This window comes from Bradyrhizobium sp. STM 3561, from assembly GCF_045571455.1.
Lineage (GTDB): Bacteria > Pseudomonadota > Alphaproteobacteria > Rhizobiales > Xanthobacteraceae > Bradyrhizobium > Bradyrhizobium vignae.
On record NZ_CP120695.1, the window covers coordinates 2,257,338 to 2,281,056 of the forward strand.

At 65.2% G+C, this 23,719-nt stretch carries 22 protein-coding genes; 10 read left to right on the top strand and 12 right to left on the bottom strand.

Annotated features, from left to right (window positions below; all coding sequences use genetic code 11):
* Window positions 1-7: 7 nt before the first annotated feature.
* The 3 genes from P6U28_RS10280 to P6U28_RS10290 are packed head-to-tail and all read right to left on the bottom strand — an operon-like array spanning window position 8 to window position 3,396.
* Window positions 8-1,087 carry a D-TA family PLP-dependent enzyme gene (locus P6U28_RS10280; RefSeq protein WP_122403708.1) on the bottom strand — a complete coding sequence of 360 codons (1,080 nt, stop codon included), beginning with the start codon at window positions 1,085-1,087 and terminating at the stop codon, window positions 8-10.
* A gap of 3 nt (window positions 1,088-1,090) precedes the next feature.
* Window positions 1,091-2,902, bottom strand: coding sequence for an ABC-F family ATP-binding cassette domain-containing protein (locus P6U28_RS10285; RefSeq protein WP_122403707.1), 1,812 nt, complete (start codon window positions 2,900-2,902; stop codon window positions 1,091-1,093).
* Between the two features lie 2 nt (window positions 2,903-2,904).
* Window positions 2,905-3,396, bottom strand: coding sequence for a YaiI/YqxD family protein (locus tag P6U28_RS10290; protein ID WP_122403706.1), 492 nt, complete (start codon window positions 3,394-3,396; stop codon window positions 2,905-2,907).
* Between the two features lie 104 nt (window positions 3,397-3,500).
* On the opposite strand from P6U28_RS10290, the gene P6U28_RS10295 reads away from it, so the two are divergent.
* Window positions 3,501-4,301 (top strand): hypothetical protein, encoded by an 801-nt coding sequence (locus P6U28_RS10295; protein ID WP_122403705.1) that lies wholly within the window; start codon window positions 3,501-3,503, stop codon window positions 4,299-4,301.
* 134 nt (window positions 4,302-4,435) lie between these two features.
* On the opposite strand, the gene P6U28_RS10300 is transcribed toward P6U28_RS10295, so the two are convergent.
* A complete protein-coding gene (locus P6U28_RS10300; RefSeq protein ID WP_407122146.1) occupies window positions 4,436-6,805 on the bottom strand; it encodes a xanthine dehydrogenase family protein molybdopterin-binding subunit in 2,370 nt (789 codons plus the stop codon).
* 214 nt (window positions 6,806-7,019) lie between these two features.
* Here P6U28_RS10300 and P6U28_RS10305 point away from each other — a divergent pair, with 214 nt between their 5' ends.
* Window positions 7,020-8,105, top strand: coding sequence for a Ppx/GppA phosphatase family protein (locus P6U28_RS10305; protein WP_122406724.1), 1,086 nt, complete (start codon window positions 7,020-7,022; stop codon window positions 8,103-8,105).
* 2 nt (window positions 8,106-8,107) lie between these two features.
* Window positions 8,108-8,794 carry an RlmE family RNA methyltransferase gene (locus tag P6U28_RS10310; RefSeq protein WP_122403704.1) on the top strand — a complete coding sequence of 229 codons (687 nt, stop codon included), beginning with the start codon at window positions 8,108-8,110 and terminating at the stop codon, window positions 8,792-8,794.
* 136 nt (window positions 8,795-8,930) lie between these two features.
* On the opposite strand, the gene P6U28_RS10315 is transcribed toward P6U28_RS10310, so the two are convergent.
* Together P6U28_RS10315 and P6U28_RS10320 are read right to left on the bottom strand one after the other, a co-directional pair.
* Window positions 8,931-10,745 (bottom strand): peptidoglycan-binding protein, encoded by a 1,815-nt coding sequence (locus tag P6U28_RS10315; RefSeq protein ID WP_312016150.1) that lies wholly within the window; start codon window positions 10,743-10,745, stop codon window positions 8,931-8,933.
* Between the two features lie 312 nt (window positions 10,746-11,057).
* A complete protein-coding gene (locus P6U28_RS10320; protein ID WP_122403702.1) occupies window positions 11,058-11,465 on the bottom strand; it encodes a hypothetical protein in 408 nt (135 codons plus the stop codon).
* 215 nt (window positions 11,466-11,680) lie between these two features.
* On the opposite strand from P6U28_RS10320, the gene P6U28_RS10325 reads away from it, so the two are divergent.
* Window positions 11,681-12,016 carry a winged helix-turn-helix domain-containing protein gene (locus tag P6U28_RS10325; protein WP_122403701.1) on the top strand — a complete coding sequence of 112 codons (336 nt, stop codon included), beginning with the start codon at window positions 11,681-11,683 and terminating at the stop codon, window positions 12,014-12,016.
* Between the two features lie 21 nt (window positions 12,017-12,037).
* On the opposite strand, the gene P6U28_RS10330 is transcribed toward P6U28_RS10325, so the two are convergent.
* Window positions 12,038-13,528 (bottom strand): MFS transporter, encoded by a 1,491-nt coding sequence (locus P6U28_RS10330; RefSeq protein ID WP_122403700.1) that lies wholly within the window; start codon window positions 13,526-13,528, stop codon window positions 12,038-12,040.
* Window positions 13,529-13,922: 394 nt separating this feature from the next.
* Between P6U28_RS10330 and guaB the strand changes: the two genes are divergently transcribed.
* From guaB to P6U28_RS10345, 3 genes are all read left to right on the top strand, one after another.
* Window positions 13,923-15,416 (top strand): IMP dehydrogenase, encoded by a 1,494-nt coding sequence (guaB, locus tag P6U28_RS10335; RefSeq protein ID WP_122403699.1) that lies wholly within the window; start codon window positions 13,923-13,925, stop codon window positions 15,414-15,416.
* Between the two features lie 286 nt (window positions 15,417-15,702).
* Window positions 15,703-16,725, top strand: coding sequence for an NADP-dependent oxidoreductase (locus P6U28_RS10340; RefSeq protein WP_209294368.1), 1,023 nt, complete (start codon window positions 15,703-15,705; stop codon window positions 16,723-16,725).
* A gap of 152 nt (window positions 16,726-16,877) precedes the next feature.
* Window positions 16,878-17,174 (top strand): hypothetical protein, encoded by a 297-nt coding sequence (locus P6U28_RS10345; protein WP_122403697.1) that lies wholly within the window; start codon window positions 16,878-16,880, stop codon window positions 17,172-17,174.
* A gap of 13 nt (window positions 17,175-17,187) precedes the next feature.
* Here P6U28_RS10345 and P6U28_RS10350 read toward each other — a convergent pair whose 3' ends face one another.
* The 3 genes from P6U28_RS10350 to P6U28_RS10360 all read right to left on the bottom strand — a co-directional run bounded on the left by P6U28_RS10350 (window position 17,188) and on the right by P6U28_RS10360 (window position 19,154).
* Window positions 17,188-18,030 (bottom strand): metallophosphoesterase, encoded by an 843-nt coding sequence (locus tag P6U28_RS10350; protein ID WP_122403696.1) that lies wholly within the window; start codon window positions 18,028-18,030, stop codon window positions 17,188-17,190.
* Between the two features lie 105 nt (window positions 18,031-18,135).
* Window positions 18,136-19,002: a tetratricopeptide repeat protein gene (locus P6U28_RS10355; RefSeq protein WP_122403695.1), complete on the bottom strand. Its 867-nt coding sequence runs from the start codon at window positions 19,000-19,002 to the stop codon at window positions 18,136-18,138.
* A gap of 5 nt (window positions 19,003-19,007) precedes the next feature.
* A complete protein-coding gene (locus P6U28_RS10360) occupies window positions 19,008-19,154 on the bottom strand; it encodes a hypothetical protein (protein ID WP_162500316.1) in 147 nt (48 codons plus the stop codon).
* 154 nt (window positions 19,155-19,308) lie between these two features.
* On the opposite strand from P6U28_RS10360, the gene P6U28_RS10365 reads away from it, so the two are divergent.
* The 3 genes from P6U28_RS10365 to P6U28_RS10375 all read left to right on the top strand — a co-directional run bounded on the left by P6U28_RS10365 (window position 19,309) and on the right by P6U28_RS10375 (window position 22,393).
* Window positions 19,309-19,731: an MAPEG family protein gene (locus P6U28_RS10365; protein ID WP_162500315.1), complete on the top strand. Its 423-nt coding sequence runs from the start codon at window positions 19,309-19,311 to the stop codon at window positions 19,729-19,731.
* An 89-nt stretch (window positions 19,732-19,820) separates the two neighbouring features.
* The gene (locus P6U28_RS10370; protein WP_209294369.1) at window positions 19,821-21,119 is read left to right on the top strand and encodes an RsmB/NOP family class I SAM-dependent RNA methyltransferase; all 1,299 of its coding nucleotides are present in this window, start codon (window positions 19,821-19,823) and stop codon (window positions 21,117-21,119) included.
* A gap of 302 nt (window positions 21,120-21,421) precedes the next feature.
* Complete coding sequence (locus P6U28_RS10375; RefSeq protein WP_407122150.1) at window positions 21,422-22,393, top strand: IS110 family transposase; 972 nt, start codon at window positions 21,422-21,424, stop codon at window positions 22,391-22,393.
* Between the two features lie 322 nt (window positions 22,394-22,715).
* Here the strand turns inward: P6U28_RS10375 and P6U28_RS10380 are convergent, their stop codons facing one another.
* Both P6U28_RS10380 and P6U28_RS10385 read right to left on the bottom strand, forming a co-directional pair.
* On the bottom strand, window positions 22,716-22,925 hold the full coding sequence (locus P6U28_RS10380; RefSeq protein ID WP_008141931.1) for a cold-shock protein: 210 nt from the start codon (window positions 22,923-22,925) through the stop codon (window positions 22,716-22,718).
* A 266-nt stretch (window positions 22,926-23,191) separates the two neighbouring features.
* Entirely contained in the window at window positions 23,192-23,524 is a 333-nt protein-coding gene (locus tag P6U28_RS10385) for a DHCW motif cupin fold protein (protein WP_122403692.1), read from the bottom strand.
* Window positions 23,525-23,719 lie beyond the last annotated feature (195 nt).

Genomic DNA, 23,719 nt, shown 5'->3' on the forward strand with positions numbered 1-23,719 from the left:
AGCGCTCCTACCTCAACTTCCCCCGCGCCGCCACCGGCAGTGTGCCGATGATCTCCTCGCCGCGCACCATGACCACTTCGTCCATCATGTTGACGACGACGCAGACATGGTTCGGCACGATGCGGACGACGTCGCCGACATTCGGGCGGGTGTTGCTGCGGGACAAATCGAGGAAGCCGTGCTCCTCGGCGAACTTCGCGATCTTGGCCTCGGGATGTTCGAGGATCAGGCCGTGGCCGTCGAGGCCGCCGGTATCCGTGGTCAGTGTCTTCGAGCCGGCGTCGAGAATGCCGCGCTCGGGCGCGGCGCGGCTCACCACCGTCGAATAGATGTGCAGTGCGCAATCGTCCCAGCTGGCGACGCCGGCCGCGACCTGCATGCGGTCGTTGTAGATATAGGTGCCGAAGCGATGCTCGGTGCCACCCTTGAGCTTGCCGATGTTGACGAGGTTCGGCGTGCCGCCGGTCGAAACGATCTTTGCGTCCAACCCATGTGCGCGCACGCCGGCCAGCGCCTCATCGAAAAATCTCTGCGCGTCGCTCCAGCCGGTCTCGGTCGGATAAAGCATGAAGCCGGCGAACTGCAGCCCCTTGGACGCGGCGATCTCGCGCGCCAGCGCGACCGCTTCGGCCGGCGTCTCGACTCCGGCGCGCTTGCGGCCCGTGTCGCATTCGACGACAACCGAAAGCGGACGGCCTGATGCTGCAGCTGCCTTGGGTAATCCCGCCACGACCGTGGAATTGTCGGCAGCGACCGTCATGTTCGCCTTCGCCTGCAACGCGCCGAGGCGCGCCATCTTTTCGTCGCCGAGAAGGTTGTAGCTGATCAGGATGTCGTCGATGCCGGCGTTGGCCATGATCTCGGCCTCGCCGAGCTTCTGGCAGGTGATGCCCTTGGCGCCGGCCGCGACCTGCATCTTGGCGATGGTCGGGTTCTTGTGCGTCTTGATGTGGGGGCGGTTGGCGATGCCGGCGTCATCACAGGCCTTCTGGATGCGCGCGATGTTGCGTTCGACCCTGTCCATGTCGATGACGGCACAGGGCGTGCCGTATTCGCGGGCGATTTTTGCGGCGAGGGGGGTGGTCATGATCTAAGCCTGCTCTATTTCTTCGCGAAGCATTTCAAGTTCGAGCCAACGCTCTTCGGCGGCTGACAGTTCTTCATGCGCCTTGGCGATGGCAGCGGAGGTGTCGTCGAATTTCTGGCGATCCTTGGCGTAGAGATTGGGATCGTCCAGCACGCGCTGCAACTTGGCAATATCGGCCTGAAGCGTTTCCATCTTCTTCGGCAACGTTTCCAGCGCGTGCTTCTCATTGAAGCTCAGCTTCCGCTTCGGCGCCGACACTGGAGCAACGGTGCGCTCCTCTTTCTTCTCCGCGACCGGTTGCGCCTTGGCGGTCTCGCGCTTCAGGTCCGCACCGCGCTGGCTCAGCATGTCGCTGTAGCCGCCGGCATACTCGATCCATTTGCCATTGCCCTCGGGCGCGATCACGGAGGTGACGACGCGGTCGAGAAAGTCGCGGTCATGGCTGATCAGGATGACGGTGCCCTCGTAGTCCCCGAGCATCTCCTCGAGCACATCGAGGGTATCGAGATCGAGATCGTTGGTCGGCTCGTCCAGCACCAGGAGGTTCGACGGTTTTGCCAGCGCGCGGGCCAGCATCAGCCGGCCGCGCTCCCCGCCGGAGAGCACCTCGAGCGGCGTGCCGCGCTGCTCCTGCGCGAACAGGAAGTCCTTCATGTAGCCGACGACATGCTTCGGCTTGCCGCCGACCATGACATGATCGCCGCGGCCGCCCGTCAGCGCTTCGGCCAGCGTCGATTTGGGATCGAGGCTTTCGCGGTGCTGATCGAGCGTTGCCATCTCCAGATTGGCGCCAAGCCGCACCGTCCCAGAGTCCGGCTGCAGGCCGCCGGTGAGTAAGTTGACCAGCGTGGTCTTGCCGGCGCCGTTCGGCCCGATGATGCCGAGCCGGTCGCCGCGCTGGATGCGGGTCGAAAAGTTCTCGACGATCTTCCGCTCGCCATAGGCCTTGCTGATGCCCTTGGCCTCGATCACCAGCTTGCCGGATTGCTCCGCTTCCGCCGCCGCCAGATTGGCGCTGCCGGAGGTGCCACGATAGTTACGGCGCTGGGCGCGCAGCGCGTGCAGATTGGCGAGGCGCTTGACGTTGCGCTTGCGCCGTCCGGAGACGCCGTGGCGCAGCCAGTGCTCCTCGTCGACGATCTTGCGGTCGAGCTTGTGCTGGTCGCGCTCTTCTTCGGCCAGCACCTCGTCGCGCCAGGTCTCGAACGAGGCGAAGCCGCGATCGATCTGCTTGATCCTGCCGCGATCGAGCCATGCGGTCGAGCGCGAGAGATTGGTGAGGAAGCGGCGGTCGTGGCTGATCAAGACCAGCGCGCTACGGCGGCTGTCGAGCTCCTGCTCCAGCCACTCGATGGTGGAGAGGTCGAGATGGTTGGTGGGCTCGTCCAGCAGCAATATGTCGGGTGAGGGCGCCAGCACGCAGGCGAGCGCGGCGCGACGCGCCTCGCCGCCGGAGAGATCGTGCGGGTTCTCGTCGCCGGTGAGGCCAAGCTGCTCGAGGAGATAGCGGGCCTGGTGATGGTCGTCGCCCGGTGCAAGGCCGGACTCGACATAAGCAAGCGTGGTCTTGTGCTCGCCAAAGTCAGGCTCCTGCGGCAAATAGCGGACGGTCGCGCCGGGCTGCACGAAGCGCGTGCCGGAATCGGGCTCGACGAGGCCGGCCGCGATCTTGAGCAGCGTCGATTTACCCGAGCCGTTGCGGCCGATCAGGCAGACGCGCTCGCCTGGCGCGACGTTGAGCTCGACGCCCGACAGCAGCGGCGTGCCGCCAAAGGTCAGCCTGATGTCTTTCAGTTGGATCAGCGGGGGCGCCATCGTCAGCCCTGACTCGTTGCGGTCTGGTCGGCGCGGCGGCGCTGGATCCGGCGCAGCGTCTGGTCGAGCGCCGAAAGGAAGGCGGAGCGGTCGCGGGGCGAGAACGAGCGCGGGCCGCCGGTGACTTCGCCCGCGGAGCGCAGGTCCGTCATCAGATTGCGCACTGCCAGCGTCATGCCGATCGACTCTTCCGTGAAGGGCTTGCCGTTCGGCGCGATCACGTCGGCGCCCACCTTCACGCAGCGGCTCGCCAACGGGATGTCTGATGTCACCACGATGTCGCCGGGTTTCGCGCGTTCCGCGATCCAGTCGTCGGCCGCGTCCATGCCGCTACCTGCGGCGATGCGCTCGATCAGCGGGTCCTGCGGCACACGAATAAAGTTGCCGGCGACTACGCTCACGGGCACGCCGTGCCGGATCGCGACGCGATAAATCTCGTCCTTCACCGGGCAGGCGTCGGCATCGACATAGATGCGGGTGGGGGTGTTGGTCATTCGCCGCGTGGTACCCCATTCGGATCGCAAAGGCGAGGGGATTGACCGCTGTTCCCCGGGGCCTACGATTGGCCCCGAAACAACAAAAACAGGGAAGGCCAGCCATGCCGAACCGGCTCGAAACCTACCGCGTCGAGGCCTACAACACCGCAAAGCAGTCCGAAAACAAGATGCATGACGACACGGTGGCGCGCCGCTTCGGATTTGAAGGCGGGCTGGTCCCCGGCGTCGACGTCTTCGCCTACATGATGCACGTGCCGATCGCACGCTGGGGCCGCGATTTCCTGTCGCGCGGGCTGGTCGAGGCCCGCTTCATCAAGCCGGTCTATGACGGCGAGACCGCCGATGTCGACGCCACCGAGCACAATGGCCTGCTGACGATCGAGGTGTTCAGCCGCACCGAACTTTGCGCGACGGGGACAGCGTCGCTGCCGGCGGAGGCGCCGACGGTGTCATTGGGTGATTATGTCGAGGTCCCCGCTGTCGCGGAGCGCAAGCCGGTTAGCCCGGCGACCTTCGAAGCCGGCAAATGGCTCGGCACGGCGCCGCGCCGCTGGGCCGGACAGGATGCGGCAGATTACCTCGCCGACATCAGGGAGAGCGATCCGATCTTCGCGCGCGAAGGGCTCGGCCACCCCGGCCTGATCCAGCGGGTGATGAACCGCGTCCTCGTCGACAACACCATTCTGGGTCCGTGGATTCACGTCGGCAGCCGCATGCAGCTGCTATCCGCGGCGCGCGCCGGTGACGAGATCGCGGCACGTGCGAAAGTCACGGCCAATTACGAGAAGAAGGGCCACCGCTTCGTCGAGCTCGACTCCCTGGTCGTCGCCAACGGAATCACTCCGCTCGCCCACTGCCAGCACACCGCGATCTATCAACCGCGCGAGCAGGCCGCGGCGTAGCGCGGGAAAGCCGCGCTGTATCCACATCGTCATGCCCGGGCTTGTCTTGGGCATCCACGTTCTTCGTGCCTTGTGGCCGACGCATGGGTGGCCGGGACAAACCCGGCCATGACGGCGGAAAGAGTGCACGCCCTTTACGCCTTCCCCTTCGCATCCTGAATCGCGCGCCACACCCGCTCCGGGGTCAGCGGCATGTCGATGTGCTTGATCCCATAGTCGGAGAGCGCATCGAGCACGGCGTTCACCACGGTCGACAGGCTACCGGCGCAGCCGGCTTCACCGCAGCCCTTGCTGCCGAGTGGGTTGGTCGTGGCCGGCACCGGGTGGTCGCCGACCGTCATGAACGGCACGTCCTCGGCCCGGGGCAGGGCGTAATCCATCAGCGAGCCCGTGATCGGCTGGCCGCTCTCGTCGTAGCGGATGTGCTCCATCAGCGCCTGGCCGATGCCCTGGACCACGCCGCCGTGGAGCTGGCCCGCGACCAGCATCGGGTTGATCACCGTGCCGAAATCGTTGACGGCGCTGTAGCGCACGATCTGCACCACGCCGGTCTCCGGCTCGATCTCGACCTCCGCGACGTGACAGCCGTTCGGGAACGCCGAGGCGACAGGTTCGCTGGTGTGATCGACGTCGAGCGAGTCGGGCACGCCCTCCGGTACCTTACCGTCATGCAGGCGTCTGGCGAGCTCCATGATGTCGATGCTGCGGTCGGTGCCGGCGATGGTGAAGCTGCCATCAGCGAACTCGATGTCGGCTTCGGAGGCTTCGAGGATATGCGCTGCTGCGCGCTTACCTTTCTCGATGACGAGCTTTGCCGCCCCTACGATGGCCTGGCCGCTCGCGGTGATCGAGCGCGAGCCGCCGGTGCCGTTGCCGGTGTGGACGATATCGCTGTCGCCCTGCACCAGCTTGACGCTCTCGAAGGGGACACCGAGCTGCTCGCATAAAACCTGCGCGAACGGCGTCGCATGGCCCTGGCCGTAATCGAGCGTGCCGGTGATGAGCTGCACGGTGCCGTCGGGATCGAACACGATCTTGCCGAGCTCGGGGCTCGGCGGCGCGGTGACCTCGAGATAGGAGCCGACGGCGATGCCGCGCAGCTTGCCGGCCTTCTTGCTCTCCTTCTTGCGCCTGGCGAAATTCTCGTGATCCGAGATTTCGAGCGCCTTGTTGAACACCGCCTGGAAGTCGCCGCTGTCGTAAGTGACGCCGGAAGAAGCCGGGAACGGCATCTGGTTCGGCTTGATGAAGTTGCGCTTGCGCAAGGTCAGGCGGTTGATGCCCATCTCGTCGGCAGCGCGGTCGATCAGCCGCTCCATGTAATAATTCGCTTCGGGCCGGCCGGCGCCGCGATAGGCGCCCATCAGCGTGGTGTTGGTCAGCACCACCTTGATGTCGACCGCCATCAGCGGCGTGCGGTAGACGCTGGAAAAGTTCTTGCCGGTGTTGAGCGAGAGCGGCCCTGGCGCGACGCCGGTGATGTAGGCGCCGACATTGCCGTAGCCGGACAGTTTTGCCGCGAGGAAATGCCCCTCGGCATCGAGCGCGAGCTCGGCGTGGATCTTCTGGGCGCGGCCGTGGCTGTCGGAGAGGAAGCTGGTGGAGCGCTCGTCGAGCCATTTCACCGGGCGTCCCAGTGCCTTCGCCGCGTACAGGATGCACATGTATTCGGGATAGTTGATGTTCTTCATGCCGAAGGAGCCGCCGACATTGGCGGTGAGAATGCGCACCTTCTCGTTCGGCACCTTCAGGTTCTTGGCGAGATTGGCGCGGTTGCCGGCGACGCCCTGCGTCGGTACCTGAAGCGTGTAGCGCTCGGTCTTCTTGTCGTAGGAGGCTAGCCCAACGCGCGGCTCCATCGAGACCACGGCGACGCGGGTGTTCTCGATGTCGATCTTGGTGACGTGGGCGGCGCTGGCAAAGGCCGCGTTGACCTTGTCCATGTCGCCATAGTGGTAGTCGAGCGCGACATTGTTGGGGATGTGGTCGTAAAGCTGGGGCGCGCCTGGCTTGGCCGCTTCCTCGGGATCGGTCACCGCCGGCAGCGGCTCGATATCGAGCTCAACCGCTTCGGCCGCGTCGCGCGCCTGCGCCAGCGTCTCCGCCACCACGAAAGCAACGGGATCGCCGACGAAGCGGACCTTGTCGGTGGCGAGCGGCTGGCGGTTGGTCTGGAGCAAAGGCGAGCCGTCGCGGCTCTTCAACGGCAGGCCGCAGGTGAAGGGGCCGTAGCCGGCGGCATCGAGATCCTTGCCGGTCCACGCCCCCAGCACGCCCGGCATCGCTTTGGCGGCATCAAGGCCGATGCCGCGGATGACGCCGTGGGCATGGGTGGAGCGGACGATCACGGCATAGGCCTGGCCGGCGAGGTTGAAGTCGTCGGTGTAGCGGCCCTTGCCGCGCACCAGCGTGTCGTCCTCCTTGCGGCGGACCGGTTGTCCGACGCCATATTTTTGCAGTGCAATAGCGTTCTCGAGCGTGGACGATTTGGTGTGTTCTTGCATGGAATCGACCTGAAAAGCCGGCATTTGCGCGAATTCGCGGGCGCCTGGAGGGGGGCCGGACCCTACTCAGATAACCTACGACCCCGTTCACGACAACGCACGAATGGACATGGTCCCATGTGATGCGTTGTTGCGCAGGCCTGCCGCGCTGCTAATGTTTCAGGCGAAAAAGCAATTCCAGACCGGCCCGACCGGCCGCGGAAAGACAGTTTGTATGAATGACCACACGCGGCTCCGCGACGGCCATGTAAGCCAACATGGGCCGCACGGCGAGCTGGAGGGGTCGATGGCGGCGGTGGCGTTGGCCACCGATCCGCCCGTCGGCGCGCAAGCGCCGGGAACCGGCGTCTATGCGGCGCTGGACCTCGGCACCAACAATTGCAGGCTGTTGATCGCCTGTCCGACCCACGACGGCTTTCGCGTGGTCGATTCTTTCTCGCGCATCATCCGGCTCGGCGAGGGGGTTTCGGCGACCGGCTCGATCAGCGAGGCCGCGATCGAGCGCGCCATTGCGGCGCTCAGCATCTGCCGCGACAAAATAAACCTGCGCAGAGCGCGCCGGCTGCGGCTGATCGCGACCGAAGCCTGCCGTGCGGCTTCGAACGCGGAAGGGTTCCGCAGCCGCGTCGCAGCAGAGACGGGCATCGAGCTCGAGGTGATCGACCGCGAGACCGAGGCCTCGCTCGCCGTGCTCGGCTGCTCGCCGCTGGTCGATCCCAGGGGCAGGGGTGCCATCCTGTTCGACATAGGCGGCGGCTCGACCGAGCTGGTGCGGATCGAGCGCGACCCGGAGAATCCGGAACCACGCATCAAGGCCTGGATGTCGATCCCGTACGGTGTGGTCACGCTTGCCGAGCAGTTCGGCGGCCGCGACGTGACGGCTGAGATCTATGCCGCGATGGAGCGCGAGGTCGCGAGCCACGTCGCGCCGTTCGCGGAGGAGCACGGCCGCGAGCTCGCCGACATGCATCTGCTCGGCACGTCGGGCACCGTGACGACGCTCGCCGGCATCCATCTCAACCTGCCGCGTTACGATCGCCGCCGTATCGACAGCATCTGGATGAACGACGCCGACATCACCGCGACCATCAACAAGCTGCTCGGCATGAGCTACGAGGAGCGCGCGAACAACAGCTGCATCAGCGTCGAACGCGCCGACCTCGTGCTGGCCGGCTGCGCCATCCTCGATGCCATCAGGCGCGCCTTTCCGCTGCCGCGCCTGCGCGTCGCCGACCGCGGCCTGCGCGAAGGCATGCTGGTCGAGATGATGCGCGAGGACGGCGCGCTCAGGAGCTGGTGAGAATGGCCAAGGACACCACCGGCCGCTTGCACGTCCAGGTCAAGACCGGCGGCAAGCGCAAATTGTCGTCGAAGCTGTGGCTGGAGCGGCAGCTCAACGATCCCTATGTCGCCAAGGCCAAGGCGGCGGGCTATCGCTCGCGCGCCGCGTTCAAGCTGCTGGAGATCGATGACAAGTTCCGGCTCTTGAAGCCCGGCATGGCCGTGGTCGATCTCGGCGCGGCCCCCGGCGGCTGGAGCCAGATCGCCGCCAAGCGCGTCGGCTCCGCGGAAGGCAAGGGCAAGGTCGTCGCGATCGATCTGTTGGAAATGCCGGAGATTCCCGGCGTCGATTTCGCGCAGCTCGACTTCATGGACAACGACGCGCCCGAGAAGCTCACCGCGATGCTGGGCGGCGGGGCCGACGTCGTGATGTCCGACATGGCCGCCAACACCACCGGCCACCGCAAGACCGACCAGCTCCGCATCGTCGGTCTGGTCGAGACCGCAGCCGCGTTTGCCTGTGACGTGCTCAAGCCCGGCGGGACGTTCCTGGCAAAAACCTTCCAGAGCGGCGCCGACGCTGAGCTGCTCGCCCAGCTCAAGCGCGATTTTGCGACGGTGCGCCATGTGAAGCCCGCCGCGAGCCGGCAGGATTCCTCGGAGCGCTATGTGCTGGCGACGGGATTTCGGGGCGCGACCAAGGAGTAGCCCACGCTCCACCGTCGTCCCCGCCGAACGCCTGGCGAACGTCGGGACCGGCGCAGAAAACTTTATCATCTTTCTCTCGCGGCCGCGCAGGCCGCAAAAAAGAGCCCTGCCAGGGGCAGGGCTCGGGGAAGGCATCTTACCGGCTGGGTTGGTTCTGAGCCGGCTGACCCGACGGCGAAGGCGGCGGGGCATTGTTCTGGTTGGTTTGTCCAGACTGCGGGCTCTGTGTGGCGGCAGGCTGGTTGGTGGACTGACTGTTGCCTTGGGCCGGCGCCTGGCCGGTGGTCTGACCGGCGGGCGGTTGTGTGCCTGCCTGGCCCGACGTCGCCGGTTGGTTCTGCTGAGCCTGTCCGGTTGCGGATGGCTGGTTCTGCCCAGCCTGGCCGGTGGTCTGGTTCTGCTGCGCTGGCGCATTGGTCTGGTTCTGCTGCGCCGGCGCATTGGTCTGACCGGCGCTTTGCCCGGTCGTGTTCTGCTGCGTCGACTGGCCGGCCGCACCTTCCTGACCAACGGTGGTCGATTGACCCTGCGTGGCGCGGATCTGGTTGGAGACGCCTAGTGCAGCGACCGTCCGGGTATCGATCGAGCCGGTGGTCTGGAAACCTTCCTGTCGCTGGAAGGTGATCAGCGCTTCGCGCGTGGCGGGCCCGAGGACGCCGTCTGCTTCGCCCGACAACAGGCCGCGTTCGATCAGCACCCGTTGAACAATGCGGAGCTCGTCGGGGCTGAGATCCAGCGCGGCGATGTTGCCGCCGCCACCGCTCACGCTGCCGCGCCGGGCAAAGTGCGTTCTTGGGCCGGCGGGAATGGCGTCGACGATCCTGCGGCTTCGGTCGACGACGATGATCTCGTCATCCACGACGAAGAAGCTGTCGTCCCGATAGGCCGGATAGATGTCGATCAGCGCCGGGAATGTCGAGACGGCGACCACGGAGATGTTCCGCGGCACCACCACACCGGTATTGATCCCGAAGTTGACCGAATTGACGTTGACCCGCACGCGATCCACGTTGCGTGAGCTCAACACCGACTGCTGCAGCGTTGTCTGCTGCTGCGCGCTCAGCTGCACGCGGCCGGACAAGCTCTGGGTCGTCCCACCCTGGGCTTGGGCCTGGGTGTTGACCTGTCCCTGAGTGTTGGCGCCGGTCGTCGTGCCCTGGCCCTGCTGGGCGCTCGGAGCTTGCGCGTTGTTGGTGTTCGCGCCAGTCGTCGTGCCCTGAGCCGGGGCGTTCTGGCCTTGGGCGCCCTTGGTGTTGGCGCCGGTCGTCGTCGTGCTCTGACCTTGCGCGTTCTTATCCTGGGCATTCTCCTTGGTGTTCGCGCCGGTCGTCGTCGTGCTCTGACCTTGCGCGTTCTTATCCTGGGCATTCTCCTTGGTGTTCGCGCCGGTCGTCGTCGTGCTTTGACCCTGCGCGTTCTTGCCTTGGACATTCTCCTTGGTCTTAGCGCCTGCCGCGCCCTTCTGTTCTGCGCCTTGCGACTGACGCGTAGCGTCGCGCTCGCTGCCGCTCTGACCGACCGTCTGGTCCTTCATTCCGCTCTTGTCGCGCTCCGACCTGGACTGACGCGCTTGGTCGGGTTCGCCTCGGCTCTGACCGACGGTTTGGTCCTTGCCGCGCTTCTCGCCTTCAGATCGGGACTGACGCGCATTGTCGCGGTCGCCGCGGCCCTGATCGAGGGACTGACGTTCGCCCCTGTCGGCCTTGCCGCTATCACGCATTCCCTCACTGCGCTCAGAACGCGATGGCGCAGCAGCGGGGCTCTCGGCTCGACCACCTGCGCGACCCTGGGTCATTCCTTCGCCATGAGAGGCTCCGCCCGCACCTTGCGACATTCCGCCGCCCGATCGGCCGGATTCCGCCGCGCCGGCGCCCGCACCTCCGCTCATCCCGCTGCCGGCGCCTTCACGCATGCCTTGAGCCGACGCCAGGCTGACGCCGGCGAGCAGCACTGCTGTAGTCAATAGGAACCTGTTCTTTCTCGTGTCCACGTGAACCTCCTCCATTTGCTTGCTTGCTTTGCAGCATCCGTTGACGGAACGTTCGAACTCCGGGCTCGAGACAAACGATCCCTCATTCGCGTTTTCCGATGTGTGTGAACGGTGCGGCGATGCCATCGTTCCGATCATGCAGGAGAGTTGCGCGGTTCCGTCTCGGTGCTATCGCGCGTGCGGGACTCCCTTGATCGAAGCATAAAGACATCGACCAAAAATCCACTCTGCAGGCTCAGCGCCTCGCGCCAGCCCTTCTGTTGCGCCGTCGCTTCACCAGTAAGGGCGCCAGCGATGGTAATAGAAGTGCCGCCGCGGGAACGGTCCGCCGTAGTAGGCGAAGGCCGGGCTCACGACACGGCGATAGCGGTAGCCATAGTAGGCCGGGGCGTAACTGGTGCTGTAGTAAGTCCTGGTGTAGCCGCCCCACGGATAGTAACCGCCGTAGTACGCCGGTGCGTAATAGTCGTCATAATAGCCCGGATACCCGTAGTAGCCGTAGCCCGGACCGTAGGCATAAGCGGACGAGGCGAGGCCGCCGATCACGGCACCTGCGAGCAATCCGCCTGCCAGCGCTGGCCCAAAACCGCCGTGCCAGCGGGCTTCCGCCGGCGTCGGTCCCGCCACCGCGCTCACGCCGAGCGCGCCGACGGTTGCCAGGACAAGTGCGGTCTTTTTCATGCGCGTCCCTCCTTCCTTGGTGTTCCGACATCGTGCCAACATTGCCGAAGGGCAAAAGTTGCAAGCGCGCGCCGGCGAGGAACAGGAGTCATGAACATAAACGAGCGTTCATCTCGATGAACGCGCTGATGGGCGCGGCACGCCTGAGACCGCTTGGCCGGGTCTGGTAGGCGGCAGACGCTTGATTTGAGCGCGCCGACCCGCGTGTCCATCACATGGCTGAACCTGGTCCCGAGCACGCCTGCGAGATCGACTGCCGAAGTCTGGTCCGGCGCGAATTGTTTCGTCCTGACGGAAGCATGGTCAACCTGACGGCGGGAGAGCTCAACATCCTCGTCGCGCTCGCGTCCTACATGACGCGGCTCAGCCGCGATTTCCTGCTCGACGTCATCTCGAACCGCGACCCTCGAGAGATCAGCGAGCATACGGTCGACACTCTGATCGTGCGGCTGCGCCGCAAGATGCAGCTCGACGGCACAGCGGCGCCGATCGCGACGGTGCGCGGCGTCGGCTATGCCCTGGTCCCGCTACAGCCGACGGCCTCTTCCTGAGGCGACCGGCCGGCCGGACCTCTATCCGAGCCGCTGATCCCGTACGTCCTGCGTATCCTCGCTCGCCGCCTTGACGGCGGCCTTGGCCGCACCCTTGCCGGCACCCTTGCGGCTCGCGATCTCGACCGCCTTGCGGCCGGAGATCTCGTGGCCGGCGTCAACCGGCATCTGCCAGAAGAACCAGCTCGACGCCGCCGAGGTCAGCGCCACCACGATGAAAGCGGGCGCGAACACGGTGGCGTTGAGCTCGCTGATATGGCTGAACCACATCGTCGTTTCCACGCACGCCGCGCCGACGGCGACGCCTGCGGACACCGCGAGCTGCTGGTTGACGCTGACGAGGGTGGTGGCCCGGCTCATCTGCGCGGTCTCGACGTCGGCATAGGCGACGGTGTTGATCGCGGTGAACTCGAGCGAGCGGAAGAAGCCGCCGACGACCAGGATCACCATGATGATGAGCAGCGGCGTCGTCACCGTGAACAGCGCGCAGACGCCGAGGAAGAACGCGCTGACGATCGCGTTCACCGTCATCAGATTGCGGAAGCCGAAGGCGCGGATGATCCGTGCCGCCAGCGTCTTCATGCCCATGGCCCCGAGCGACGAGGCAAAGGTGACGAGACCGGAATGGAACGGCGACAGGCCGAAGCCGATCTGCATCAGGAGCGGCAGCAGGAACGGCAGCGCGCCGATGCCGAGACGGAACATGAAGCCGCCGAGCACGGCCGCGCGCAGCGTCGGCAGGTTCAGAAGCGAGAAATCCAGCACTGGCGAGCCCGTGCGCCGGGCGTGGAAGACGTAGAGCGTCATCGAGATCGCGCCGCCCGCGATCAGTGCTGCAACGGTGCTCCACGGCAGCAGATTGAGCCCGGCAACCGACAGGCCGAAGGCGATGCCGGCAAGACCCAGCCCAGCGAGCACCATGCCGTAGAGATCGAACGGCTCGCGTTCTTCACTCTTGATCGGATCGATGAAGCGCAGCGCCATGAAGATGCCGAGCAGGCCGATCGGGATGTTGATCAGGAAGATCCAGTGCCAGGACGCGTAGGTCGTGATGAAGCCACCGAGCGGCGGTCCGATCACGGGACCGATCAGGGCCGGGACCGTCACCCAGGCCATGGCGTTGACCAGCGCGCTCTTGTCGACGGAGCGCAGCAGCACGAGGCGTCCGACCGGCGTCATCATCGCGCCGCCCATGCCTTGCAGGATGCGCGCGAATACGAAATCGGTGACCGAGGTCGAGAGCGCGCAGCCGACCGAGCCGACCATGAACACGCCGACCGCGATCGCAAAAACCATCCGCGCGCCGAAGCGGTCGGCGGTCCAGCCGCTCGCCGGGATGAACACCGCGAGCGACAGCAGGTAAGACGTGATTGCGAGCTTCAGCGTCAGCGGGCTGGTTCCGATGTCGGCCGCGATCGCCGGCAGCGAGGTGGCGATCACCGTGGAATCCATGTTCTCCATGAAGAGCGCAGTGGCCACGATCAGCGGAATCACGCGTTGCTTGTCGACCATGATGGATTGGCAATGAAATTCGGAAGGAAGGGCGGAGTTGCGGCTTATCACCGCCGTCCGCCGCGGACCATTGCGGATCGACGCATGCCACCTAGATCCTGCGTAACGACGGTGTGACCCGCTTCGCCGTCATTCCGGGGCGCGCCCACTTCGCGTGAACCCGGAATGACGGCGGGTGGGCCGCGCAGGGGCTGTCCCTGCCCGAATTGGCCCAAAAAAGCCTGTGCATGGCTGGCCAGCGGCCCGAATTGCTTTGATTCGTCACGCGGCCGTGCTATCGACCCGCGTCAACCCCACTGATGGGCTCCGATTCTCAAGGCGTTGCCGCAAGGGACGCCGAGGGCGGCGCTCATCCATTAGCATTTGCGGCAAAGCCGCAGGAAGGAGTTGGCAGATGGCCACGGTGCAACTTCAGGGCATCCGCGAAGCCTTTACGTTCGACGACGTGCTGTTGAAGCCGGGCCTGTCGGACGTCATGCCGGGCGAGGTCGACATCCGCTCCCGCGTCACCCGGGCCATCCCGCTCAACATCCCGATCATGGCCTCGGCCATGGACACCGTCACCGAGGCCCGCATGGCGATCGCCATGGCGCAGGCCGGCGGCCTCGGCGTCATCCACCGCAATTTCGATCCCGAAGGGCAGGCTGCCCAGGTGCGGCAGGTCAAGCGCTACGAGTCCGGCATGGTGGTCAACCCGCTCACCATCAGCCCCGAGGCCACGCTCGACGATGCGCTCAAGCTGATGAGCGATCACGGCATCTCCGGCATTCCCGTCGTCACGGGCGCCGGCAAGAACACGCCCGGCAAGCTGGTCGGCATCCTCACCAACCGTGACGTGCGCTTTGCGACCAATCGCCAGCAAAAGATCTCCGAACTGATGACGCACGAAAACCTCGTCACGGTCCGCGAGAATGTCAGCCAGGACGAGGCGCGGCGGATGCTGCACCAGCATCGCATCGAGAAGCTGGTCGTCGTCGACGAGCAATATCGCTGCGTCGGCCTCATCACCGTCAAGGACATGGAGAAGGCGGTCGCCCATCCGCTCGCCTGCAAGGACGCGCAAGGGCGCCTGCGCGTCGCCGCGGCCACCACCGTCGGCGATAACGGCTTCGAGCGCACCGAGCGGCTGATCGATGCCGGCGTCGACCTCGTCGTCGTCGACACCGCGCACGGCCATTCGCGTCACGTGCTGCACGCGGTGAACCGCATCAAGCGTCTGTCCAACTCGGTGCAGGTCGTCGCCGGCAACGTCGCCACCACGGAAGGCGCGCAGGCGCTGATCGACGCCGGCGCGGATTGCATCAAGGTCGGCATCGGCCCGGGCTCGATCTGCACCACGCGCATCGTCGCCGGCGTCGGCGTTCCCCAGCTCACCGCGATCATGGATGCGGTGGAAGCGGCGAAGAAGTCCGACATCCCCGTCATCGCCGACGGCGGCATCAAGTACTCCGGCGATCTCGCCAAGGCGCTCGCCGCCGGCGCCGACATTGCGATGGTCGGTTCGCTGCTCGCCGGCACCGACGAGACGCCCGGCGAGGTGTTTTTGTGGCAGGGCCGTTCCTACAAGGCCTATCGCGGCATGGGCTCGGTCGGCGCAATGGCGCGGGGATCTGCCGACCGCTACTTCCAGCAGGACATCAAGGACACGCTCAAGCTGGTGCCCGAAGGCATCGAGGGTCAGGTGCCCTACAAGGGCCCGGTCGGCAACGTCATGCACCAGCTCGCCGGCGGCTTACGCGCCGCGATGGGCTATGTCGGCGCACGCGACATGAAGGAGCTGCACGACAAGGCCCAGTTCGTCCGCATCACCGGCGCGGGCCTGCGCGAAAGCCACGTCCACGACGTGACGATCACGCGCGAGAGCCCGAACTATCCGGGCGGGGGTTAGTTACTCCACCCACCGCTGTCATGCCCCGGCTTGATCGGGGCATCCAGTACGCCGCGGCTTTTCGGCTCAATAACGACCGTCTCTGGAATACTGGATCGCCCGATCGAGTCGGGCGATGACAGTGAGCTTGTGGCTGCTGCGTGCCACAAGCTCGTCATTGCGAGGAGCTCGCGACAAAATTGCGTAGCAATTTTGCGCGGATGCGACGAAGCAATCCGGCCCTTTTGGTATTGACGCGGCTGTATTGCTTCGCTTCGCTCGCAACCAGAGAAAAGTGGAGGAAGCCATGTCCCAAGGCAAACGCATCGTTCTCGCCGCGCGTCCCGTCGGCGAACCCAAGCCGTCTGATTTTCGCCTGGAGGAATTCGCTGTTCCGGCACCAGGGGCCGGCGAAGTCCTGCTGCGCACGATCTGGCTGTCGCTCGACCCCTATATGCGCGGGCGCATGAGCGAGGGGCCGTCCTACGCAGCGCCGGTGCCGATCGGCGGGGTGATGGAAGGCGAGGCGGTCAGCGAGGTCGCAGCCTCCAACAATCCCGATTTCGCGGTCGGCGACATCGTGCGCATCCGCTCGGGCTGGCAGACGCACGCAATCTCGAACGGCAAGGGCCTGATCAAGGTCGATCCGAAGCTCGGCCCGATCTCGACCTCCATCGGCGTGCTCGGCATGCCCGGCATGACCGCGTACACAGGCCTGCTCGACATCGGCAAGCCGCAACCGGGCGAGACCGTCGTCGTTGCCGGTGCCTCAGGTGCGGTCGGCTCGGCCGTCGGCCAGATCGCCAAGATCAAGGGCGCACGCGCGGTCGGCATCGCCGGCGGCAAGCAGAAGTGCGACTACGTGGTCAAGGAGCTCGGCTTCGATGCCTGCATCGATCACCGCGATCCCGACCTCGCGGCCAGGCTCAAGGAAGCCTGTCCGAAAGGCATCGACGTCTATTTCGAGAATGTCGGCGGCGCCGTGTTCGAGGCGGTGTTCCCGCAGCTCAATCCATTCGCTCGCGTGCCGGTCTGCGGCCTGATCGCCCACTACAACGACACCGAGGCCAAGCCGCCGAAATGGGCCGGTGCGATGATGCGCAACATCCTCACCAAGCGGCTGACCTTCCGCGGCTTCATCGTGTCCGATTTCGCCGCCCGCCACGGCGATTTCCTGCGCGACATGTCGGGCTGGGTCCGCGACGGCAAGGTCAAGTACAAGGAGTTCGTCACCGAAGGCCTGGAAAGCGCCCCCGCCGCCTTCATGGGCCTGCTGAAGGGTGCCAATTTCGGCAAGCAGCTGGTTCGGGTTGGTCCCGACAAGGCCTGATCTGGCCGCATCCAGCCCCGGTCGGGGCGGTGGATGGTTAAGAAAGAGTCACTAATCGGTCACACCAGCCCGCAAAAGCCGCAGGTGTGACCGCCGGTTCATTGACGGGCCGGCGAAAGCATTGAAGCATCGCGCATATTTTGGGTGTTGCGATGTTAGAGATTGGTATTTTCTGCGTAATCGTCCTGGCCGCCGGCTATTGGGTGGCGATGTTCATCATGGGCCGCCGCGATGACGTCATCCATGGCAAGTTCGTCCACGCCGAGGACGAAGGCGAGTTTGCCGCCTCGATGCCGGCACCACCGCCGCCGTTTCCGAAGCGTCCGGTCAAGGCCGCGCAAATTGGCGGGCAGCCACCTGCCAATGATCCCGCGGCGAAGCCGGTGAACAGCGAAGCGCTGCAATCCTTGCTCGCCGCGATCCAGCAGGATCTCAAGAGCGTCGCCTGAGCAGCTGTGCGCGTTAATGCTCGCCGCCCATCTGGGCGAAGAGCTCCTCGATATCGACATCGACCTGGCCCGCCGCGCGGATGTGACGGACCTCGAGACTGTCGGGCTGAAAGCGGTATTCGACCAGCCCGACTTCCTTTATCGCGATCCGGTCCTGGCGCTTATCGTTGATGACGAAGCCGGTCGACGGCGCCCAGACGTGGCGGGTGTGGCGCCAGGTGAAGTCACGCCGTTGGTGCACGTGACCGCTGGCGATGAGGCGCAGGTCGACCTGCGTGAACATCTCGATCAGCCGCGCCCGCGCCGGCTGAGGCACGTAGCGGATCGAGGTCTCCGGCGTCTCGGGATCGTCGGGCAGGTTGAGAAACAGCGGCTTGTGCAGGAACAGCGCGACTGGCCTGCCGTTCGTGCACGCAATCTCGGAGGCGAGCCAGTCGAACTGCTCGGCCTCGAAGGCGAGCCCTGAATTCATGACGAGTGAATTGAGGCCGATGAAGCACCAGCCGGCGGCCTCGAACGACCAATGGTCTTCGCCAATGATGTCGCAGAACCGCCGGCGGTGCGCCTCGCTGACCGGCGGCTTTGGCGCCGGCCCGACCGCGGTTGGATTGTCGCCGATGTCGTGATTGCCGGGGAGATAGCGGCAGGTGACGGGCAGGGCGTCGTGCAGGGCTTTCGCGAATTCGACGTCGTTGCGGCTCGTCGGCCCGTCGAACGAGACGTCGCCGGTGTTGACGACGAGATCGGGCCTGCCGGCGTCGATGTGCTCGCTGATGCGGTGGAAGTTGGCGATCAGGCCGGGAAAGCGCCGGCCGAGATGCGTGTCGGAAATCTGGGTCAGGCGAAATTCGGGCATGCAATCATCCTACCCGTTATCGCACGTCGGAACGATGACGACGCCGGCATGGACCGCAACGAACAAAGTTTAAAGCACGCGCCGGCCGCCCCTCGCCGGGAACGGCTATCCGCCGTCAAAGCAAATCCGCCCGACGGACTTTCCGTCGCGATTCTTGATACCGAACGGACAGCGCAGGCGCTCCAGCGCCTTGCCCGCATCTTCGTTGCCGAGCGCGGCAGCTCGCTTGTAATAGGCGATCGCGGCCTGGGTATCCTTCTCGCCGGCACGGCCGGCTTCGGCATAGGCGCCTAACCGCTCCAGCGCATCGGCATGATCGAGAGCGGCGGCCTTCTCGAACAGCGCCTTGGCCGCGACGTCGTCTTTCGGGCCACCATCGCCGTCTTGGGTCATCAATCCCAGCTGGTACATGGCCTCGCTGGAATTCACCTCAATGGCCTTGGCGTACCATTTGCGCGCCATGGCGAAATCAGCCTTCGCGCCGGCGCCGGCGCCATAGAGCGAAGCCAGGTTGGTCATGCCATCGACATCACCGGCATTTGCCGCCTTCTCGATCAGCATCCGTCCTTCCGTGACGTTTTTCTTCAGGCCGTTGCCGTTGATCAGGAGTACACCGAGCCCGGTCATCGCCGCGGCGCTGCCGGCATCTGCCGCCTTGCGATAGGCATTTGCGGCCTCGGCCGGCTGCCGGGCGAACTCGTAGGCGCGGCCGAGCTCCATCCAGATGCGGCGCGGGACATCGGGAGCGGCGGCAGCGGCCTTGCAGGCCTTCAGCGCGGCGGGGACATCGGCGCCGGCGATATCGAGAACGCCCGTCACATCGGCAGGCTTGTCCAGATCGGTGGGATGCGCGGCGAGCCGGTCGCAGGTGGCGATGTCGGCCGACGCGGCGAGGGCGTGCATCCGCAGCGCGGGGCAAAGCAAGGTGGCGAGCGTAAGCGCGGCTGCCGCGCAGGATCTGATGCGGAGCATTGCGGTCACAGCACGCGGTAGCGGATCATGTAGGCACCCTGCGGGGCGAGCGGGGAGGCGATGCGATCGACGAGGATAGCTGACAGCGCCGACATCAGGATGCCGAGTTGGCCGCCAGCGGATTCGGTGAAGAGGCCGGTCCAGGTGTTCATGGCGCTATCTCGCCTCGGGCCCAAGGGCCGAAATTGCTTCAACGATCGATGCTTGGTCGCAAGAGCGGGAACGCCGGTTCAAGTCGTTCATTGTCAGCGCCAAAAGTCGGGGCTAATGACGGTCGGCGGCATTTTGCCCCCCGGGAAAGTTCCGATGTCCGTTCAAATGGTTTTGCTGCCGGTCTTCGTGCAGGTCGCTCTCACCTTCGCGCTTCTGATCGGCATGGTCTTGGCGCGGCGCAAGACCCTGGTCTCGGGCGAGACCAAAATCCGCGACATTGCGCTGGGCGAGCCGAACTGGCCGAAGGGCGTCACTCAAATCGCCAATTGCTACCGCAACCAGTTCGAGCTGCCGATGCTGTTCTACGTCCTGATCGCGCTGGCATTGCCCCTGCGCCGCGCCGATCTCTTCATCGTGCTGATGTCCTGGGTATTCGTGGTGACGCGCTTTGCCCATGCCGGCGTGTTCGTCTCCTCCAACGATCTCGGCCGCCGCTCCACGATCTGGCTCGCCGGCGTGCTCGTGCTGCTTGCGATGTGGATCTACTTCGCGCTGAAGCTTTTGCTGCTGATCTGATCGCGCATGATCCGGATCCGAAGGGCCGCGTTCGCGCAAAGTGGATGCCGGTTTTCCGATAAGATCATGCGCAAAACTGAAAGATTCAAATGACCCCCGCTGCCCGGCTGTCCGCAGCCATCGAACTGATCGACATCATCGAGAAGGACCGCGTGCCGGCGGCCAAGGCGCTGAAGGAGTGGGGCACCGCGCACCGCTTCGCCGGTTCCGGCGACCGCGCCGCCATTGCCGGCCTTGTCTGGGACGTGCTGCGCCGCTACGCCTCGAGCGCCTACCTGATGGGTTCCGATACCGCGCGGGCGCGGCTGATCGGCATGCTCCGGCTCGAGCGCGGCATGGACACCGCCACCATGGCCGCGCTGTTCGACGGCAGCCGGTTTGCGCCGGTGCCGCTGACCGAGGCCGAGCAGGCCGCGCTCGCCTCGCACTCGCTCGCGGATGCCCCGGCCGCGGTCGCCGGGGACTATCCCGAATGGCTGGATCCGCATCTTGCAAAAGTGTTCGGCGATGACCGCGCCGCAGAGGCCGCAGCGATGGCGAGCCGGGCTCCGCTCGATCTGCGCGTCAACACGTTAAAATCCAATCGCGACAAGGTGCTGCGCGCGCTTGCTCATCTTCATGCGGAACCGACGCCGTGGTCGGCAACGGGCCTGCGCATCGAGCTTTCGGCCGATGCGCGCAACCCGGGCATCCAGGCGGAAGAGGATTTCATCAAGGGCGCCATTGAGGTGCAGGATGAGGGATCGCAGCTTGCGGCCCAGTTCACCGCGGCAAAACCCGGCGAGCAGGTGATCGATCTCTGCGCCGGCGCGGGCGGCAAGACGCTGGCGCTCGCCGCCCTGATGCAAGGCAAGGGCCGGCTGATCGCGACCGACCGCGACAAGCGCCAGCTTGCCCCGATCCACGAGCGCCTGTCGCGCGCCGGCGTCCACAATGCCGACGTGCGCACCCCCAAGGGCGAGGCCGATCCGCTCCAAGACATCCGCGCCTCGGCCGATCTCGTCGTGATCGATGCGCCCTGCACTGGAACCGGAACCTGGCGCCGCAACCCCGACGCCAAATGGCGCATGCGCCCGGGCGCGCTGGAGATCCGCCTGCGCGACCAGGCCGAAGTGCTGGACCGTGCGGTGCCGCTGGTGAGGGCGGGTGGTCGCATCGCCTACATCACCTGCTCGGTGCTGGCGGAGGAGAACGGGGAGCAGGTGAGGGCCTTCGTCGGCCGCCATTCCGAGTTCGCGGTCGTCCCGCCCGAGCAGACCGCGGGCGTGCTCTGGGACAAGGCCGAAGCCTTTGGCGAGGCCGCGCTGCAGTCACCCGAGGGCTGGCTGATGACGCCGCGGCGGACCGGAACCGACGGGTTTTTCGTTTCGGTGCTGAAGAAGACGTAGTTCTCGTAGTAAAGCGAAGCGTGCCCTACGTCTTTATCAGATGTTGAGCGGTGGTGGGCACGGCGCGCGAAGGGCGCGCCTTTGCCCACCCTTGTTTTAGCGCACCGGACTAGAATGGCCTCGTTCCGTGAGGAATGGCCCAGCTCGGGTGGCCGCCCGAGCTGGGCTGCCGATCGATCGGATCGATGCCCACCGAAGCCTTGAGGGCTGCCTTTCGTAGCAGGATCGCGATCGGTACTTCATCGGGACCCGGATGGTTGAACGAACTTTAGGTTCGCACACACAAGGGAGGGTCGACGAAGATGGCCAAGCGTATCACGATCTGTGCCGGGATCGATACCGGTAAACGTAAGCTCGATGTGGCACTTGATGGCAGTTTGGAGCGGCTTCAGGCCGATAACACGCCGGATGGCTATAAAGTGCTGGTGGAATGGTTGCAGCGCCACAAGGTCAAACGGGTCGGGATCGAGGCGAGCGGCGGCTATGAGCAGGCTGTCGTCGCCGAGTTGCGGCGCCAGCGGTTTGTGGTCGTCGTATTTCAGCCGGCCCAGGTGCGCGCTTATGCCGTGTTCCAGCTGCAGCGCGCCAAGAACGACAAGATCGATGCCGCGCTGATTGCGGCCTGCACCGCCGCGGTCAAGAAGATCCACGCAGCTCCGGATCCCCGCTTGCTGCCATTTGCCGAGCACCTGACGATGATCGACCAGATCACCGAGGACATTGCTCGGCTGAAGAACCGGATCGAGAGCTGCCGCAATATGCGGCTCCAGAAGCTGTGGAAGGAGGATATCGCTCGCCTGGCCAAGCGCGAGAAGGTCGAACTGAAGGCACTGGCCGCCGCAATCCGTGAGCATCGCGATCTTGCCGAGCGGCTCGACTTGATCAACAGCATCGATGGTATCGGGCTAAAGACCGCCATGGTCATTCTGGTGCGGATGCCCGAGATCGGTCAGATCACGCGCGAGCAAGCGGCCGCGCTGGCTGGCATTGCCCCTTACGATGACGACAGCGGCGATCGCACCGGCGTTCGTCACATCGCCGGCGGGCGTGAACGGCTGCGACGTACGCTCTTTACTGCGGCGCTGCCGGCGTCATTTCGCTGGAATCCGCAGCTCATCACGCTCTATGGAAGGCTGATGGGAGCAGGCAAGGAACACAAGCGCGCATTGATCGCTTGCGCCAGAAAGCTATTAATCTTCGCCAACACAGTGGTCGCCCGCGGCACGCCTTGGCAGACAAAACCGCCCGAGATCGCGAGGGCTCCGGCTACCTGATGGCGTTTCTTTGTTCGGCCGAAGCACCGTTTCTTCGTCCCGACCTGCCGTCACAAAGACGCCGCGCGCCGCGGCCGTCAAAGGCTGGCCGTCGCCCTGGCCTCAACTCCATCTCCGCTGCCGCCAGGCCACGCCTTGACGGCCGCAAGCACGGCGTCATGCTACCCTCAGCGATCGGGCGAATCTAATGGTTGCTACAGCACCGATGATCGACGTTGTCATTGCGGATTCAAACAAAAGCCCCGCAGACCGATCCCGGTCGCGGGGCTTTCGAGTTCCAACGTTCTGCCGGTACCTCCGTGGTCAGAACGCTGCGCCGGCGTTAGCCGACGCGGAGATTGTCAGCCGACGACTTGCCGCTGCGGCGGTCGGCGACGATGTCGAACGAGACCTTCTGACCCTCGTTGAGGGAGGAGAGGCCAGCGCGCTCGACGGCGCTGATGTGAACGAACACGTCCTTCTGGCCGTCATCCGGCTGGATGAAACCATAACCCTTTTGGGTGTTGAACCACTTCACGGTGCCCATAGCCATGGGAATTTCCTTTAGTTAGTTAGGTTGAGTACGCACGCAGACCGGTACGCAGCGTTGCGCCCATAGTCCTGATGAGTCGATGTTTGGAGAATTCATCTGAAGCGTGCGCGCCCGTCAGCAACGAAGCGAAGCGGCCCAGTCGTTCGGCCAAGTATCGATGATCACAATATAGCGAGAATTTGGGGCCACTTCAAGGCACCACCCGTGGCCCGCAACGTCGCGCGACTTTGCTATTTTGCGGTGCAAATTAGCCCCGCTCTCGCGTCTCAGTCGACGATAAAGAGCGTCGCCCCCACAGCCGTCGAGGACCGGTGCGCGGCGTCGCCGAAATCCGACACCTGGTAGCTCATCCCCGCCGTGAGCTTGAATTTGCGCCCGTCGCGCAGCTCGCTGTCGAGCTCGCCCTTGAGCACGTAGAGCACGTGGCCGCGATCGCACCAATGATCGGCCAGATAGCCCGGCGAGTACTCCACCATCCGCACCCGCAAGTCGCCGATATCGAGAGTGCGCCACAGCGCCTGCCCGGTCTCGCCGGGATGAACGGTTGGTTCAACCTTGCTCCAGTCGGTGACGGTGAAAGGGGATGTGGGGAGTTTCATGGGGGAATCCTGTCTCAGAGCCGGCGGGCGCAGTGTTAGCGCACGCTCGCGCCGCAGTCTCCGTTCGCAATGACGCTTGCGGCACGCTAGCGCCTCCCGCTCGGTGTCATCGCCCGGCTTGACCGGGCGATCCAGTACTCCGAGACGTCGGTAGCCTATCGAGAAGCCGCGGCGTACTGGATTCCCCGCTTTCGC

Bases quoted from the DNA above. Each gene is read 5' to 3' on its own strand.
- P6U28_RS10280 (WP_122403708.1), bottom strand. From the start codon at position 1,087: ATGACCACCCCCCTCGCCGCAAAAATCGCCCGCGAATACGGCACGCCC.
- P6U28_RS10285 (WP_122403707.1), bottom strand. From the start codon at position 2,902: ATGGCGCCCCCGCTGATCCAACTGAAAGACATCAGGCTGACCTTTGGC.
- P6U28_RS10290 (WP_122403706.1), bottom strand. From the start codon at position 3,396: ATGACCAACACCCCCACCCGCATCTATGTCGATGCCGACGCCTGCCCG.
- P6U28_RS10295 (WP_122403705.1), top strand. From the start codon at position 3,501: ATGCCGAACCGGCTCGAAACCTACCGCGTCGAGGCCTACAACACCGCA.
- P6U28_RS10300 (WP_407122146.1), bottom strand. From the start codon at position 6,805: ATGCAAGAACACACCAAATCGTCCACGCTCGAGAACGCTATTGCACTG.
- P6U28_RS10305 (WP_122406724.1), top strand. From the start codon at position 7,020: ATGAATGACCACACGCGGCTCCGCGACGGCCATGTAAGCCAACATGGG.
- P6U28_RS10310 (WP_122403704.1), top strand. From the start codon at position 8,108: ATGGCCAAGGACACCACCGGCCGCTTGCACGTCCAGGTCAAGACCGGC.
- P6U28_RS10320 (WP_122403702.1), bottom strand. From the start codon at position 11,465: ATGAAAAAGACCGCACTTGTCCTGGCAACCGTCGGCGCGCTCGGCGTG.
- P6U28_RS10325 (WP_122403701.1), top strand. From the start codon at position 11,681: ATGGCTGAACCTGGTCCCGAGCACGCCTGCGAGATCGACTGCCGAAGT.
- P6U28_RS10330 (WP_122403700.1), bottom strand. From the start codon at position 13,528: ATGGTCGACAAGCAACGCGTGATTCCGCTGATCGTGGCCACTGCGCTC.
- guaB (WP_122403699.1), top strand. From the start codon at position 13,923: ATGGCCACGGTGCAACTTCAGGGCATCCGCGAAGCCTTTACGTTCGAC.
- P6U28_RS10340 (WP_209294368.1), top strand. From the start codon at position 15,703: ATGTCCCAAGGCAAACGCATCGTTCTCGCCGCGCGTCCCGTCGGCGAA.
- P6U28_RS10345 (WP_122403697.1), top strand. From the start codon at position 16,878: ATGTTAGAGATTGGTATTTTCTGCGTAATCGTCCTGGCCGCCGGCTAT.
- P6U28_RS10350 (WP_122403696.1), bottom strand. From the start codon at position 18,030: ATGCCCGAATTTCGCCTGACCCAGATTTCCGACACGCATCTCGGCCGG.
- P6U28_RS10355 (WP_122403695.1), bottom strand. From the start codon at position 19,002: ATGCTCCGCATCAGATCCTGCGCGGCAGCCGCGCTTACGCTCGCCACC.
- P6U28_RS10360 (WP_162500316.1), bottom strand. From the start codon at position 19,154: ATGAACACCTGGACCGGCCTCTTCACCGAATCCGCTGGCGGCCAACTC.
- P6U28_RS10365 (WP_162500315.1), top strand. From the start codon at position 19,309: ATGTCCGTTCAAATGGTTTTGCTGCCGGTCTTCGTGCAGGTCGCTCTC.
- P6U28_RS10370 (WP_209294369.1), top strand. From the start codon at position 19,821: ATGACCCCCGCTGCCCGGCTGTCCGCAGCCATCGAACTGATCGACATC.
- P6U28_RS10375 (WP_407122150.1), top strand. From the start codon at position 21,422: ATGGCCAAGCGTATCACGATCTGTGCCGGGATCGATACCGGTAAACGT.
- P6U28_RS10380 (WP_008141931.1), bottom strand. From the start codon at position 22,925: ATGGCTATGGGCACCGTGAAGTGGTTCAACACCCAAAAGGGTTATGGT.
- P6U28_RS10385 (WP_122403692.1), bottom strand. From the start codon at position 23,524: ATGAAACTCCCCACATCCCCTTTCACCGTCACCGACTGGAGCAAGGTT.